Origin of the sequence: Paenibacillus sp. AR247 (assembly GCF_002968895.1) — a bacterium.
GTDB lineage: Bacteria > Bacillota > Bacilli > Paenibacillales > Paenibacillaceae > Paenibacillus_AQ > Paenibacillus_AQ favisporus.
In genome coordinates, this window is record NZ_PCZT01000012.1 from 244,123 (window position 1) to 259,363 (window position 15,241).

The 15,241-nt window shown below is 52.4% G+C and carries 14 protein-coding genes and 1 pseudogene; 13 read left to right on the top strand and 2 right to left on the bottom strand.

Annotated elements, in window-relative coordinates; translation table 11 throughout:
• Together CPT76_RS37695 and CPT76_RS22480 are read right to left on the bottom strand one after the other, a co-directional pair.
• A partial coding sequence (locus CPT76_RS37695; protein ID WP_374954713.1) for a coiled-coil domain-containing protein occupies positions 1–467 on the bottom strand: 467 nt, incomplete at its 3' end.
• 219 nt (positions 468–686) lie between these two features.
• On the bottom strand, positions 687–923 hold the full coding sequence (locus CPT76_RS22480) for a DUF2626 domain-containing protein (RefSeq protein ID WP_076169833.1): 237 nt from the start codon (positions 921–923) through the stop codon (positions 687–689).
• Positions 924–1,251: 328 nt separating this feature from the next.
• Here CPT76_RS22480 and CPT76_RS22485 point away from each other — a divergent pair, with 328 nt between their 5' ends.
• The 13 genes and pseudogenes from CPT76_RS22485 to CPT76_RS22545 form a co-directional block, all read left to right on the top strand.
• Positions 1,252–1,902 (top strand): RsfA family transcriptional regulator, encoded by a 651-nt coding sequence (locus CPT76_RS22485; RefSeq protein ID WP_105444521.1) that lies wholly within the window; start codon positions 1,252–1,254, stop codon positions 1,900–1,902.
• A gap of 151 nt (positions 1,903–2,053) precedes the next feature.
• On the top strand, positions 2,054–3,022 hold the full coding sequence (locus CPT76_RS22490; protein ID WP_105444522.1) for a ketopantoate reductase family protein: 969 nt from the start codon (positions 2,054–2,056) through the stop codon (positions 3,020–3,022).
• Positions 3,023–3,028: 6 nt separating this feature from the next.
• Positions 3,029–3,421: a DUF3397 domain-containing protein gene (locus tag CPT76_RS22495; RefSeq protein WP_076169836.1), complete on the top strand. Its 393-nt coding sequence runs from the start codon at positions 3,029–3,031 to the stop codon at positions 3,419–3,421.
• A gap of 165 nt (positions 3,422–3,586) precedes the next feature.
• Positions 3,587–5,260 (top strand): peptide ABC transporter substrate-binding protein, encoded by a 1,674-nt coding sequence (locus CPT76_RS22500; RefSeq protein WP_105444523.1) that lies wholly within the window; start codon positions 3,587–3,589, stop codon positions 5,258–5,260.
• 235 nt (positions 5,261–5,495) lie between these two features.
• Positions 5,496–6,428: an ABC transporter permease gene (locus CPT76_RS22505; protein WP_076169838.1), complete on the top strand. Its 933-nt coding sequence runs from the start codon at positions 5,496–5,498 to the stop codon at positions 6,426–6,428.
• A gap of 2 nt (positions 6,429–6,430) precedes the next feature.
• Positions 6,431–7,378, top strand: coding sequence for an ABC transporter permease (locus CPT76_RS22510; protein ID WP_089548194.1), 948 nt, complete (start codon positions 6,431–6,433; stop codon positions 7,376–7,378).
• Positions 7,379–7,392: 14 nt separating this feature from the next.
• Positions 7,393–8,385 carry an ABC transporter ATP-binding protein gene (locus tag CPT76_RS22515; RefSeq protein WP_105444524.1) on the top strand — a complete coding sequence of 331 codons (993 nt, stop codon included), beginning with the start codon at positions 7,393–7,395 and terminating at the stop codon, positions 8,383–8,385.
• Positions 8,382–9,311, top strand: a complete 930-nt coding sequence (locus CPT76_RS22520; protein ID WP_105444525.1) for an ABC transporter ATP-binding protein — start codon at positions 8,382–8,384, stop codon at positions 9,309–9,311. The genes CPT76_RS22515 and CPT76_RS22520 overlap by 4 nt, the downstream gene beginning before the upstream one ends.
• A gap of 143 nt (positions 9,312–9,454) precedes the next feature.
• The gene (gene bshC / locus CPT76_RS22525; protein WP_105444526.1) at positions 9,455–11,086 is read left to right on the top strand and encodes a bacillithiol biosynthesis cysteine-adding enzyme BshC; all 1,632 of its coding nucleotides are present in this window, start codon (positions 9,455–9,457) and stop codon (positions 11,084–11,086) included.
• Positions 11,087–11,113: 27 nt separating this feature from the next.
• Positions 11,114–11,359 (top strand): annotated as a pseudogene (locus CPT76_RS22530) (adenosylhomocysteinase); the annotation flags it as partial.
• 26 nt (positions 11,360–11,385) lie between these two features.
• Complete coding sequence (locus CPT76_RS22535; RefSeq protein ID WP_105444527.1) at positions 11,386–11,670, top strand: PASTA domain-containing protein; 285 nt, start codon at positions 11,386–11,388, stop codon at positions 11,668–11,670.
• A 93-nt stretch (positions 11,671–11,763) separates the two neighbouring features.
• Complete coding sequence (locus tag CPT76_RS22540; RefSeq protein WP_105444528.1) at positions 11,764–13,785, top strand: stage V sporulation protein D; 2,022 nt, start codon at positions 11,764–11,766, stop codon at positions 13,783–13,785.
• A gap of 47 nt (positions 13,786–13,832) precedes the next feature.
• Positions 13,833–15,241 (top strand): UDP-N-acetylmuramoyl-L-alanyl-D-glutamate--2,6-diaminopimelate ligase (locus tag CPT76_RS22545; RefSeq protein ID WP_105444529.1); only part of this gene is annotated, 1,409 nt, incomplete at its 3' end.

Here is a 15,241-nt window from a genome sequence, read left to right on the forward strand (position 1 = left end):
ATGGCCAGCTTCGTGTTTTTAATCTCCTTGTACTCCGATTGATACGCGTCAAGAACCGAGCGGTCATGCTCCATGATCATATCGTAGACATCAAACATATGAATGAGACTGCCCAAATCTTTGGCGGACAGCATGGCAACGAGCAGGCCTTCCCTTTCCCCCATGTAATAAGAACGAATGACGGCTCCTGCGCGGCTCTGCTGATCCTGGATCTGAAGCAGCTTGTCTTCCAGCTGCCCGGACAGCTTGTTCAGCTCCTGCTGGATGGTCTCCTGCTGCGCGGAGATCCGCTCAATCTCCCGGTCGATTTCCACAACAGACAGGCTGTTCTGTAATATTTCTCGGTCGTTTGTGCTGGCGCCTGCGGACGGGTCGGCCCGAAGCTCAGGTACGGGGCGGAGCAGCGACAGGCAGAGCATCGGGAGAAGCAGGCAGAGGATTCGCAGGCGTCGATTGTAAGGCTTCAATGGATTTGATCCCTCCCCCATGGTTGTCCATTGTAAATATATGATTCAACGGTAAAAAATATCATCTCTCTTGGAGCCTGTCAGATTTGGCAATCCAAATAACCCCAGCATGCAGATTCAGATTTATGCAGGTCCCCCCGATAAAAGTCGGCATAAGCGAAAAAAGCGACCCGGCATTGGATGTCGGATCGCTTTCCTTTGGGTTCTCTAATGATCGGATTAAAGCGGTAAGCCCATTTTGAATACTGTCCAATAGCTGAAACCGGTAAACGTCACGATCATATAGCCCCAGAAGAGAAGAATGTAAGTTCTCTCCGTAAATTTCAGATACCCCAAGATGACGAAAAATGCGGTCTGTACGAAGAACAACAGAGCCATCTCGACCATGTTGCCGGCATATGCCATAAGCCCGATTGCGAGCGTAAAGAATCCGAGTACTCGAAACATGCGTGCCACGTTATATCCCCCTCTCCTTATGTACGGTCATAGCTAAGCTACGTATCATTATATCGTTAACCCAAAATTGTGTAAACGAAAAAGTTGTTTTTATTATTGTGGTCCCATGAAGACAAAGTATACATCGCCATGCATCGGCAAATTTCCAATATGAGGGTATGAGCGCTTTGCAAATTGGCAATACAATTTAGTATCAAATAGATTCTATGAACTCTATGAGAAGCATAGAAATGAAAATAAGCAGCTGTTATACCTTATTCAGTACCCGGTGAACAATCCGGTTATGGAGACGGGTTATTTTAGGATGTTGTTAGGAGGGTTTTGTTGCATGACAGCAGTTAGACAAGATGCATGGAGCAGCGAGGATGACCTTATTTTGGCGGAAGTAACCTTAAGGCATATCCGGGAAGGAAGCACTCAGCTGGCCGCTTTTGAGGAAGTAGGCGAAAAAATCGGAAGGACGGCGGCAGCCTGCGGATTCCGATGGAACAGCTGTGTCCGTAAAAAGTATGAGGAAGCAATCAGCCTGGCCAAGACGCAGCGCCAGAAACGGAGCTACTATAAGAAGCAGCCGACAAATTCGGGGATTCAGGTGGCCGGTTTAGGTCTGTCCGAAGCTGAGGCGGGTTATTACAAAATGGAGGGAGCCAGTGAAGAGACACTCTCCATCGATGCGGTCATCCGCTTTTTGAAGCAGTGGAAAGGGAGCCTCCAGGAAAACGGACGCCAGCTGAAAATGCTGGAGAAGGAGCTCCGTGAAAAGGAAGAAGAGCTGAACAATTTGAGAAGGGTCAACGAGCGGCTCTCCAGGGAAGTCAGTGAAGTCCAAACCGATTACAGGGTCGTTAATGACGACTACAAAGCGCTTATTCAAATTATGGACCGGGCACGGAGGCTTGCCTTTTTGAACGAAGAGGACGAGGAGCTGAAGTCGCGGTTCAAGATGGATGCCAATGGCAATCTGGAGCGGATTGAGTAAAAGTCATACAACGATGCAATACAGATCCCGTGCGGATGCGTGAAGTTTGCGCAGACCGAACGGGTTTTTTCGTGCGTGTAAGCCTTATGTGATCCCGGATGCGCTATAATAGGGACACGGAAAGTAACCATTGGACACGGAGGGCAGGCTAATGCTGATCGATATTGTGGGCGCGGGATCGCTCGGACTGCTGTTTGGGGGAAAATTGGCCGGGTCCGGCAGCCGGGTGCGGATCTGGAGCCGCAGCGCCGGGCAGGCGGAGGAGCTCCGCCATTCCGGCATCCATATTGCCAAAGACGGTGAGAGCGGATTAAAGGTGGAACCCGCGCATTTTCAAACCGGTACGGTCGAACAGCTCGGACAAGCTTGGGAGACGAAGCCGGGAGATTATGTGCTTGTGATGACCAAACAAAAGGATACGGAGGCGGTATGCCGCTATTTATCACAAGTCAGGCTTCCGCAAGGATCCAGCCGGCCGGTCGTCGTTTGTTTTCAAAACGGCTACGGGCATATGGACAGGCTGAAGGCGATATTGCCCGGATGGACTGTGCTGGCTGCGGTGACGACTGAAGGTGCAAAGAGAACATCGTATACAGAAGTGTTTCATGCGGGATCAGGGGATACGGTGATCGGCGAGAGCGGTATAGGGCATGTCTCCAGGGAGATTGGCGGCCGGTGGTTAAATCTTGTTCAGGCCCTAAAACAAGCAGGATTTTACCCGGTATTGTCGAATGACATCGATAACATGATGTTTCGTAAATTGCTGATCAATGCGGTGATCAATCCGCTGACCGCACTCTGGAGGATTCCAAACGGAGAGCTGCTCCGAAGTCCGGCGAGGATGAAGCTGATGAAGGAATTGTATGAAGAGACGCTAGCCGTTTACGACGCATGCGGAATTCGGTATGAAGAAGACATGTGGGATCAAATATTGAATGTGTGCAGAGCGACTTCCGGGAACACCTCGTCCATGCTGAAGGATGTGCTTGCCGGTTCGCCGACGGAAATCGGCTGGATTAATGGAAGCATCGCGGACATGGCACTGAAGGCGGGGGTTCAGGCTCCTGTCAACGAGCTGGTGACCCGGCTCATCGAAGGAATAATCGCAGAGGAGGATTGAGGAATCTTGGATTTCTTGAGAAATTCATTTATTTTTTTGAGCATCCTTCCGTTTTTCCCGTTTTTGCTCGTGTATTTAGGAGGATATTACTGGCGGAAAAACAGCAGAAACCGCGCGCTGCTGCTGGCCATGGACGTCACTACATTGTTTTTGATCTTTTCCGTTGCGGCGCTGTTCAACAATACGTTCCATACCAGGTTCGGCTTTTATTTGATTCTCTTGTTTATGCTCATCGCGGTGGGGTTGATCGGCGGGGCGCAGAACCGGCTCAAAGGCAGAATCGATGCCAGGAAAATCGCCAAAGTCGTATGGAGAATGTCCTTTATGCTCATGAGTGCAAGCTACATCATATTTACATTAATCGGTATTTTTAAATACATAATACAGACTGGGGCCTAATTTTTTACAATTTTAATCAACAAAAAGACTGGGGAAATCCTTGTTATTGGCCGTTTGTCACAAGAAAGTAAAATTTTCATGTTTTTCTGTGTAGATTTTTTTGACCACTGGTTGTATAATTTCTAACCATACACATAATTAATTTACCTTTAGGGGGAACAGTTAATGAAAAGGAAAAGCCTGCTCATGGTTCTGACGCTGATCCTCGTTGTTGGCACTGTACTTGCTGGGTGCGGTTCCAAGAATGACAATGGCGGCAGCACGGCTAGCGGCGGCGACAAAGGAAGTTCGTCGGCTGCTAAAGAACAAGTACTTCACATTAACCTGAGCGCTGAGCCGCCAACGTTTGACCCGGCGCAAGCCCAGGACACCCAAGCTAACACCGTACTGAAAATGATGTACGAAGGCCTTGTGCGTATTGACAAGGATAACAACCCGATTCCGGGTGTGGCCGAGAAGTGGGATGTTTCCTCCGACGGTCTGAAGTACGTGTTCCATCTGCGTAAAGACGCGAAATGGAGCAACGGCGACCCTGTAACGGCAAAAGACTTCGTCTTCGCTTGGGAGCGGGTTTTGAATCCGGCTACAAGCCCAGCACCGCCTTATGCATATCAACTTTATTACATTAAAGGCGCAGAAGACTACAACAGCAAAAAAATTACCGACTTTAACCAAGTTGGCGTAAAAGCGACAGATGACAACACACTGGAAGTAACCCTGAACAATCCGACTCCTTATTTCCTGGGTCTGACTTCGTTCTACACATTCTATCCGGTGCATCAATCGGTCAAAGACAACGACAAATGGGCAACCGATCCGAAGCTGATGGTAACGAACGGACCGTTCACGCTCACAACTTGGACAACCGGTCAGAAGATCGAAGTGACCAAAAACGCAAACTACTGGGATAACCAAAACATCAAGCTGACCAAAGTTACGATGTCGCTGTCCAACAGCAGCGCAACGGAACTGTCCAGCTATAAGGCTGGCCAGCTTGACTACGCAGGTAACCCGAACGGAACGATTCCTACGGACCAAATGCCTGCAGTGAAGAACGAGCTGAAGGACGAGCTCGATTTGAAACCGATCGGCAGCATTTACTACTACGTGTTCAACACAACAGCGAAACCGTTTGACAACGTAAAAATCCGTAAGGCGTTCTCGATGGCGATCAGCCGTCAGGATATCGTCGATAAAGTCACGATGAGTGAAGAAACCCCTGCGTTCGGATTCGTGCCGCCAGGCATTTCCGGTGACAAGGGCGAATACCGTACCGAGTTCAAGGACGATTTCTTCACCGAAAACATGGATGAAGCCAAGAAGCTGCTTGCAGAAGGCATGCAGGAAGAAGGATACACGACGCTTCCTCCGATCACTTTGATCTACAACTCCGATGACAAGCATAAGAAAATTGCGCTTGCCATTGCAGACATGTGGAAGAAAAATCTTGGCGTTGAAGTGAAAACCGAAAACCAAGAGTGGGGCGTGTTCCTCAAGAACCGTCAAAACCTGAACTACCAAATCGCACGTGCCGGCTGGAGCCCGGATTACAACGATCCGATGACTTTCTTCGATCTTTGGACTTCGAACAGCGGCAACAACGATTCCGGCTTCAAAAACAAAGAATATGATGCTTTGATCAAAGACGCATTCTCTACACCTGACACAGCAAAACGTATGGAAGACTTTAAAAAGGCTGAAACGATGATCATTAAAGATCAGCAGGTCGTGCTGCCGATTTACTACTATACAAACGTTGCCTTGATCAAACCGAATCTTAAAGGCGTTGTCATTGACTATGCCGGACAAGTAGACTTTACAAGAGCTTATTTCGAATAAATTTCGAATGGTCTAACAAAAGCAGCTTTAGCTTGATAAATACTGTTCGGGATATATATGTGGAGCATCCATATATATCCCGTTTTTTTTGCTTAGTATATATCTTTACCAAGGATTTCTTCAATTTGAAATATATAGCATGGACAAATAGATTCGGCATTCTTTAAAATTAAAATATGGCCCGCGATGGTTGGTGCCATGTTATATGAAGTTTAGCGGGGAGGGTAAATCGGACATGGTACGTTACGTACTGAGCAAGTTTTTCTATATGCTGGTATCGCTCTTTATTTTGATATCGGCTACATTTTTTCTGATGAAGGCCATTCCTGGTAACCCTTTTATGTCCGAGAAAAATGTACCGCCTGAAATCCAAGCCCGGCTGATGGAACAGTATGGATTGGACAAGCCGGTATATCAGCAATACTTCAAATACTTGGGGGATATTGCAACAGGTGACCTGGGGATTTCCATGAAGCATCAGAACCAGGAGGTAGGGGGCATTATTCTGCAGACCTTCTCTGCATCCCTGAAACTGGGTATCTTCGCCATCGTTATTTCCGTAATTGTCGGTGTGCTCCTCGGCATGCTCGCCGCGCTGTACCACCGAAAGCTTATAGATAATATCGCCATGGTGCTGGCGGTGCTGGGCATCGCCGTTCCGAGCTTCGTGCTGGCATCGCTGATCCAGTATCTGTTTGCGCAGAAGCTGGGCTGGTTCAACGTCATGGGCTTTGACGGCCCGCTTGACTACGTTCTGCCGGTCGCCGCGTTGTCGGCGCAGCCGATTGCCTTTATCGCCCGCTTGACGCGCTCGAGCATGCTCGAAGTGCTGCATGCGGATTACATCAAGACAGCCAAGGCCAAAGGCCTCAACTGGATGACCATTATGTTCAAGCACGTGATCCGTAACGGCATTTTGCCGGTGGTCACTTATATCGGACCGATGACCGCCAACGTCATTACGGGTTCCGTCGTTATCGAGCAGATCTTCGGCATCGGCGGGATCGGTAAAGTGTTCGTCGAATGTATTACCAACCGGGATTACACGATGATTATGGGTGTGACGATTTTCTACGGCGTACTGCTGATGCTGGCCCGTTTCATCACCGATATCGTATACGTGCTGGTTGATCCGCGCATTAAATTAACCGGCGGGAAGGAGGGCTAACGATGGCTGTACAGGATCCAACCTTGATGAATAACAACGTAGAGCTGACGCCCGAAGACTTCCGGAAAATCGGTACCGATGAGAAAGAGGCTGAAATTATTCAGCGGGAAAGTATTTCGGCGTGGAGAGACGCGTGGCAGCGTCTTCGTAAAAATAAACTCGCCATGGCAAGCTTGGTCGTTCTCATCTTGATCATTCTGGCTGCGATTATCGGGCCGATTATTTCGAAATTCGACTCGGCAACCAACGATTTGCTGGCCACGAATCAGCCTCCTTCCAAGGAGCACTGGTTCGGCACCGACGACTTGGGCCGCGATATGTTCGTCCGGACGTGGATGGGCGCCCGTATTTCCTTGGTCGTCGGCCTGGCTGCGGCACTCATTGACCTCTTGATCGGTGTCATTTACGGCGGCATCATGGGGTATTTTGGTGGACGCGTCGACGCCATCATGAACAAGTTTTCCGAAATTTTGTATTCCATTCCTTATATGCTGGTTACGATTCTGCTGCTCGTCGTCTTTGAGCCGAGTATCGGAACGATTATCCTGGCGCTGACGATTACCGGCTGGATTAACATGTCGTGGATCGTCCGCGGTGAAATTATGCAGCTGAAGAACAGGGAATACGTTCTGGCTTCCCGTTCCATGGGAGCAGGCTCCGGCCGGCTGTTGTTCCGCCACCTGCTGCCGAATGCGGTTGGTCCGATCATCGTCACCTTGACGCTGTCGGTACCGAACGCGATTTTCTCGGAAGCCTTCCTTAGCTTCCTCGGTCTGGGTGTCCGGGCACCGATCGCTTCGCTCGGTTCGATGGTCAACGACGCATTGACCGGCTGGATGTACTATCCTTGGCGGATGCTGTTCCCGGCCATTCTGATCAGTTTGACAATGCTCGCATTTAACATTTTCGGTGATGGCCTCCGCGATGCGCTCGATCCGAAATTGAAATAACAGGAGGTGAGATCATGGAGCCGATTTTACAAGTAAAAGACCTGCATGTATCCTTTCACGTCAAAGGCGGCGAAGTCAAAGCCGTCCGCGGCATGAATTTTGAAATAGGCAGAGGAGAAACGGTGGCGATCGTCGGTGAGTCCGGCAGTGGTAAGAGTGTGACCGCGCAGACGATCATGCGCTTGATCCCGTCTCCTCCTTCTGACATCAAGAGCGGTCAGATTATTTTCCAGGGCGAAGATATCCTGAAGAAAACCAATAAGGAAATGGAAGCGATCCGCGGGAAAGACATCGGCATGATTTTCCAGGATCCGATGACTTCCCTGAATCCGACGATTAAGGTCGGCAAGCAAATTACCGAGGTTCTGATCAAGCACCAAAAGCTGTCTTCCGCGGAAGCGAAAGAGCGCGGTCTGGAAATGCTGAGACTTGTCGGCATCAAGAACCCGGAAGAACGCTTCAACCAGTACCCGCACGAATTCTCCGGCGGGATGCGCCAGCGCGTCATGATTGCAATCGCCTTGGCGTGCCGCCCGGCGCTCCTGATCGCCGACGAACCGACGACAGCGCTGGACGTGACGATCCAGGCGCAAATCATGGACGTCATGAAGGAAATGCAGCAGAAGCTCGGAACTTCCATTATCCTGATTACGCATGACCTCGGCGTCGTTGCCGGCATGTGTGACCGCGTTATCGTCATGTACGCCGGTGAAGTGGTAGAGACGGGGACGAAGTGGGAGATTTTCAAAACCCGCAGCACCCGTACAAAAGGCCTGCTGCGTTCGATGCCGCGTCTTGACCAGAAGAAGGGCGAACCGCTCATTCCGATTATCGGTACGCCGCCGGATCTGATCAAACCGCCGGTCGGCTGCGCGTTCTGCGCCCGCTGCGATGAAGCGATGAAAGTATGCGAACGGATCAATCCGGGAGCGACGGTATTCAGCGACACCCAAATGGCGCGCTGCTGGAATCTTCATCCGATGGCCAAGGAGGTTCAATCGTCATGAAAGAGAACCATTTGATCGAAGTCGAAGGCCTCAAGAAATACTTTAACGTCGGCGGCGGCAAGATCGTCAAAGCCGTGGACAACATTAACTTTTTCATCCGCGAAGGCGAAACGCTCGGCATGGTGGGCGAATCGGGCTGCGGCAAGTCGACCGCGGGCCGTACGATTCTCCGCCTGTACGAGCCGACTGCTGGCAGCGTCAAGTTTAACGGCACGGATATTTACAAGCTGTCGCCTTCCAAGATGAAAGCGATGCGCCGCGACATGCAGATGATTTTCCAGGATCCATACGCTTCCTTGAACCCGCGGTTTACCGTGTCGGACATTATCGGCGAAGCGCTGGATATCCACAACCTGGCCGGCACCCGCAAAGAGCGGAAGAAGCGCGTGGAGGAATTGCTGGATATGGTCGGTCTGAATCCGGACCATGCTACCCGTTATCCACATGAGTTCTCCGGCGGTCAGCGGCAGCGGATCGGGATTGCCCGTGCGCTTGCCGTCAATCCGAAGTTCATTATTTGCGACGAGCCGATCTCGGCGCTGGACGTGTCCATTCAGGCACAGGTCGTCAACCTGCTGAAGGATTTGCAGGACCGGCTTGGGCTGACCTATCTGTTCATTGCCCATGACCTGTCGATGGTTAAGCATATCAGTGACCGCGTTGCGGTGATGTACCTGGGCAAAATGGTAGAGCTGGCCGACAGTGAGGAACTGTATGCCAATCCGATTCACCCGTATACAAAAACGCTCCTCTCGGCGATTCCGATCCCGGATCCCGAAGTGGAGGAGAACAAGAAGCGGATCTTGATGAACGACGAAAAGTCGGGTCCGATTCACTCCGCCAAAGGCGGAGATGCAGCGGATCAGGAAGACACTAGACTTGTGGAAGTTTCCAAAGGCCATTGGGTTGCTGCTCCATATGCCTAAGCTATGACAGCTTTACCGCCGGGTGATCCCGGCGGTTTTTTGTTTGCTTTGACGGATACAACAACATTGGTTACAATCAAGAAAGATTGCGGTAGTATAAAGTAAGCACGGAAGTGATTGGGCACAGAATAGGAGGCATACCCATGAATGTGGTTTCCGACTCACTCAAGAGCGGTTCGGCTCTTGCAGATGATTATATAAACCGTTTTAGCGAAGTACAGCCTTTATACGGTGAAGATTTTCGCGATGAAGCAAGCTGGCTGAAACGTGTGGAATGGCTTGACCAATCGGAGTCCGGCCGGGTTAACCGGGGCGAATTGGCAGAAGTTTTACGGCGGTATAACAGCCGGCACAATGACCATCAGGCGGTACATAATGCACTGGATTTGCTGGCGAAGGAAGGAACGCTGGCCGTGGTGGGGGGACAGCAGAGCGGATTGTTTACCGGTTCGCTGCTGGTGATCTATAAAGCCATGACCATTATCCAGTCGGCGCAAGAAGCGGCCAAGAAATTCAACCGGCCGGTGGTGCCCGTCTTCTGGATCGCGGGTGAGGACCATGACTTCGATGAAGTAAACCATACGTACGTCATGACACCGGAGCTGAAGGTCGCCAAAATCAAGATGGAAGCGAAGCCGGGACCCCGCTCGTCGGTGAGTGCGATTCCGATCGGTCCAAACGAATGGAAGCAGTCCTTCGACCAGCTGGGCAGATGGCTTCCGGACAGTGAAAACAAGCCGGAGATTTTGAAATGGATCCATGAGGCGTCGGAGCAGTCGGATAATCTCAGCGACGCTTTCGCCAAGCTGCTGGGCCGGTTGTTTGGCGAGTACGGCTTGATTTTGCTCGATTCGGCGGATCCTGAGCTGCGCAAGCTGGAAGTTCCGGTGTTTGAAAAAATGATCGAGCGCAACGACGGGCTGGAGCAGGCTTATCAGCAGGCGGCGGCGTGTATTACCGGCAAAGGCTACTCGCTTCAGGCGGAAGTTGCGGCCGGCGGGGCCAATTTGTTCTATATATATGAAGGAAACCGTCTGCTGCTGTATAAACAGGATGGCAAGTTCACCGATCGCAAAGGGATCGTCAGCTTAAGCCAGAGTGAGCTGCTGGAGCAGCTTCGCACTCATCCGGAGCGGTTCAGCAACAATGTGCTGACGCGCCCGATGATGCAGGAATCTCTGTTCCCGGTACTCTGTACCGTGCTTGGGCAAGGGGAAATTTCCTATTGGGCCATTACGAAGCAGGCTTTCGAAATCCTTGGGCTCCGGATGCCGATCCTGCTGCCGCGGATGTCCTTTACCTTGATCGAAGGTGCCTTGCAGAAATACATGGATAAGTTCGGCGTGACCTTCCAGGATGTTCAGCACCGGTTTGCAGAAGCCCGCCAGCAGTGGCTTTCGAGCCAGGAGGAATTCCATATCGAACCGAAATTCGCTGAGACGCGCCGGGCTTTTGAACAGCTGTACGAACCGCTGATCCGCGAGCTGGGCACAATTCAGACCGGTTTAATCCCGCTCAGCGAGAAAAACAAGGGCAAAATTTTGGAGCAAATATCTTATCTGGAACGCAAAACACGCGAAGCTGTGGAGAAGAAGCATGAAGCCGAGCTGCGGCAGTGGGACCGGATCGGCGTTTCCCTGTTTCCGCTGGGCAAACCGCAGGAACGGGTGTTTAATATTTTCTACTATTTAAACCGCTACGGCCTCGAATGGATTCATGACTTGATCCGCACCTCGGATCATTTTACGGCGGAGCACCGCATTATCGAGTGTTAATCAAAAAAAGGATAGGGAGGCAATGAGATGAGTTCATCTTCACTGCAAAACAGCGTCGTCAAGGATATGGCGCTGGCACCGGAAGGCCATTTGAAAATCGATTGGGTGGAGGCCCATATGCCGGTGTTAAACGAAATCCGCAAGCAGTTTGAAGCGGAGCAGCCGTTTAAGGGGCTGAAGGTCACCATTTCGCTGCATTTGGAGGCCAAGACGGCATACCTGGCTAAAGTGGTAAAGGCCGGCGGTGCGGAAGTAACGATCATCAGCGCATCTATCTGCTCACGGAGGAGACCGATAAAATGACGGTGCCGGACCTAAAAGGCGAATCGCTGCGCGATGCGCTGGATATTTTGACCTTGCTGAAATGCTCGGTTACCGTCGAAGGCCAAGGATACGTCAGCGAGCAGCTGGTCACGGACAAGAACGGCAAGCGTTCCGTCCAGCTGACGCTGAAGCCGGTCAAGGATGAAGAGACATCGCAGGATACTTCATCATCCTCCACGAAGGACGATTCCGGTTCGCAGGATACGTCGACCGGCGATTCGGCCGACGGTAAGTCCGGCGAAGAAGCCAGCGATAACTGATAAGCGGCAACAGCTTGTTCTATCCCCTGGTTGTCCCGAATATTCATGATATGAACAGTCATGAAGCTGTAGGGAAGCGGGGAGGGATAACAAATGAAGGTTTCAAACGTCACCATGAGGCGGAGGCTGCTGTGGAGCTTGCTGATCCTCTGCCTGTTGTTCGCCGCTCTGATCGTGAGGCTAGCCTATGTGCAGCTTGGAAAGAGCAGCGAATTATCCGCCAAGGCCGAGGAGAACTGGCGCCGGGAAATTCCGTCAACGGCCAAGCGGGGCGAGATTCAGGACCGCAATGGGACGCCCTTGGCTTATAATATAAGCACGCCGACGATCATGGCGATCCCTGTTCAGATCAAGGAGCCCGAGAAGACGGCGAAGACGCTGGCTCCTCTGCTGGGTATGAGCGAAGACAAAATTATGAAGTCTATTACCAAGAAATCAAGGATTGAACGACTGCAACCCGGTGGACGCAAAATTACGATGGAGCTTGCTCAGAAAATTCGTGATTTAGAGCTGCCGGGTATCGTCGTTGCTGAGGACAATAAGCGGTTTTATCCCTACGGCGACCTGGCCGGGCACATTCTGGGCTTTACGGGCATCGACAACCAGGGCTTGACCGGGATCGAGCAGAGATATGACACCAAGCTGCAGGGGATTAACGGCAGCGTCTCCTATTTGTCCGATGCAGGGGGCAGGCTCATGCCGGGATCTTCCGAGAAATACGAGGAGCCCAGAGACGGCCTTAACCTCCAACTGACGATCGACAAATCGATTCAGTCGATTATGGAGAGGGAGCTGGACCAGGCCATGGTTCAGTATCAGGCCCGCGGTGCATGGTCGATCGCGATGAACCCGAAAACCGGGGAGATTCTGGGGATGGCCAGCCGTCCGGGATTTGAGCCGGCGAATTATCAGGAATATCCATCCGAAGTGTATAACCGGAACCTGCCAATCTGGATGACGTACGAGCCCGGTTCGACCTTCAAGATCATTACGCTGGCGGCCGCCCTTCAGGAGAAGAAGGTGGACCTCAAGAATGAGCAGTTTTTCGATCCGGGATATATCAAGGTCGGAGGAGCTACCCTGAGATGCTGGAAGCGGGGCGGCCACGGCAGCGAAACGTTCCTGCAGGTCGTGGAAAACTCCTGTAACCCGGGCTTTGTCGTTCTGGGCCAGCGTTTGGGCAAAGATTCGCTGTTTAGCTATATCCGCAATTTCGGATTCGGCTCCAAAACGGGCATCGATCTGAACGGGGAAGAGAACGGCATCCTGTTCAAGCCGTCCCGGGTGGGCCCGGTGGAACTGGCCACAACGGCTTTCGGACAAGGGGTATCCGTGACGCCGATCCAGCAGGTGGCCGCCGTGTCGGCTGCTGTCAACGGGGGCAAGCTGTTTAAGCCTTACGTCGCCAAAGCCTGGATTAATCCGGAGACCGGCGAAACGGTGAGCGAAACGAAGCCCACGCTGGTCAGACAAGTCATTTCGGAGGATACGTCCAAGCAGGTGCGCGAAGCGCTGGAGAGCGTAGTGGCCAAAGGGACGGGCAGACCCGCTTTCATCGACGGATACCGTGTCGGCGGCAAGACGGGTACCGCCCAGATCGTCGTCAACGGCCGCTACTCCTCTACGGAGCATATCGTTTCATTCATCGGCTTTGCACCGGCGGACGACCCGCAAATCGTTGTTTACACCGCGGTGGATAATCCGGCTGGCATTCAATTCGGCGGCGTGGTGGCGGCGCCGATCGTCCAGCACATTCTCGAGGATTCGCTGCATGTGCTGAAGGTGCCGGAGCGCAAGGATCAGCTGCCGAAAACTTATAAATACGGGGATACGCCGATCGACACCGTTCCTGACCTGGTGGGGGCGACGGTTGAAGATTTATATGAGGATCTGAACATGAATTTTACGCTGGCTAAGTCCGGTACCGGGAACACGGTCATCAGCCAGGCGCCCAAACCGGGCAGCCGAGTGGAGCGGGGCTCGACGATCCGGATTTATATGGGAACGGACGCTGACGTGAAGGATCATAGCGATGCGGACGAAGCGCAGGATGATCCGGAAGCGCCTCAGGATGGTACCGGCACACAGCGGAATGATGCCTCAACCCATAATTGATTGCGGCGATATTCGAGACTAATAGAACTAGAGTGAGGGATCAAGAGATGAAACTAAATGAACTGGCATCAGCATTAACGACGGCACAAATTATCGGAGACGGCGACATTACGATTACGAACATCCAGGTAGATTCGCGTAAAGTGGCGCCGGGAGACCTGTTTATCTGCCTCCCGGGCCACACGGTCGACGGTCATGACTATGCCGGCCAGGCTGCGGAACAAGGGGCGGTGGCGCTCGTTGTCGAGCGGAAGCTGGACATCGACCTCCCGCAGATCGTGGTCAAGGACTGCCGGTTTGCCATGGCCGTTCTGGCCGATGCGTTTTTCGGGTCGCCGAGCTCCCACATGAAGATGATTGGCGTGACGGGAACCAACGGCAAGACGACCACAACCTACCTCATCGAAAAAATGATGAGCGACCAAGGGGTCAACACCGGTCTGATCGGCACGATCCAGATGCGCTACGGCGGACGGACCTTCCCGATGTCGGGCACGACGCCCGAAGCGCTGGAGCTTCAGCGTTCCCTGGATGACATGACGGCGAACGGCGTGGAGTGCTGCGTGATGGAGGTTTCCTCCCATGCGCTGGAGCAGGGACGGGTGAAGGGCACCGACTTCCGTACCGCTATTTTCACCAACCTGACGCAGGACCACCTCGATTATCATAAAACGATGGAGGAATACCGCGCGGCCAAAGGCTTGTTTTTCGCCCGCCTGGGCAACAAATTCGCCCATCAGCCGGAGCAGCGCAAGTTTGCCGTGCTGAATGCGGATGATGAAGCATCCTCCTACTTCGCCAAAATTACGGCAGCCGAAGTCATTACATACGGTGTTGAGAACAGCGCGGACGTCCGGGCAACCGGCGTCAAGGTGACGGCGCAGGGAACTTCCTTCCATGTGGACACCTTCCGGGGCAGCGCCGATATCCAGCTGAGAATGGTCGGTAAGTTCAACGTCTACAATGCGCTGGCCGCCATTACCGCCGGCTTGCTGGAAGGCATTGAACTGGACAATATCAAGCGCAGCCTGGAATCGGTACCGGGCGTGGACGGACGCGTCGAGTCGGTGGATACCGGACAGCCTTTTGCCGTTATCGTCGACTACGCGCACACGCCTGACGGTCTGGAGAACGTGCTGAAGACGGTTAACGAATTCGCCGAAGGCCGGGTCATCACCGTCTTTGGCTGCGGCGGAGACCGGGACCGGACCAAACGTCCGATCATGGGCAAAATCGCGGCCAAGTACAGCGACTTCATTTTTGTCACATCCGACAACCCGAGAACGGAAGATCCGGAGCTGATTCTGAAGGACATCGAGCAGGGTCTGATGGATGACAGCGTTCCGCAGGAGCGCTACGAGATGATCGTGGACCGGCGGACGGCTATACAAAAGGCTATTGAAATGGCAAGCCCTCAGGATGTAGTATTGATTGCGGGGAAAGGTCATGAGACCTA

Bases quoted from the DNA above. Each gene is read 5' to 3' on its own strand.
- CPT76_RS22485 (WP_105444521.1), top strand. From the start codon at position 1,252: ATGACAGCAGTTAGACAAGATGCATGGAGCAGCGAGGATGACCTTATT.
- CPT76_RS22490 (WP_105444522.1), top strand. From the start codon at position 2,054: ATGCTGATCGATATTGTGGGCGCGGGATCGCTCGGACTGCTGTTTGGG.
- CPT76_RS22500 (WP_105444523.1), top strand. From the start codon at position 3,587: ATGAAAAGGAAAAGCCTGCTCATGGTTCTGACGCTGATCCTCGTTGTT.
- CPT76_RS22505 (WP_076169838.1), top strand. From the start codon at position 5,496: ATGGTACGTTACGTACTGAGCAAGTTTTTCTATATGCTGGTATCGCTC.
- CPT76_RS22510 (WP_089548194.1), top strand. From the start codon at position 6,431: ATGGCTGTACAGGATCCAACCTTGATGAATAACAACGTAGAGCTGACG.
- CPT76_RS22515 (WP_105444524.1), top strand. From the start codon at position 7,393: ATGGAGCCGATTTTACAAGTAAAAGACCTGCATGTATCCTTTCACGTC.
- CPT76_RS22520 (WP_105444525.1), top strand. From the start codon at position 8,382: ATGAAAGAGAACCATTTGATCGAAGTCGAAGGCCTCAAGAAATACTTT.
- bshC (WP_105444526.1), top strand. From the start codon at position 9,455: ATGAATGTGGTTTCCGACTCACTCAAGAGCGGTTCGGCTCTTGCAGAT.
- CPT76_RS22535 (WP_105444527.1), top strand. From the start codon at position 11,386: ATGACGGTGCCGGACCTAAAAGGCGAATCGCTGCGCGATGCGCTGGAT.
- CPT76_RS22540 (WP_105444528.1), top strand. From the start codon at position 11,764: ATGAAGGTTTCAAACGTCACCATGAGGCGGAGGCTGCTGTGGAGCTTG.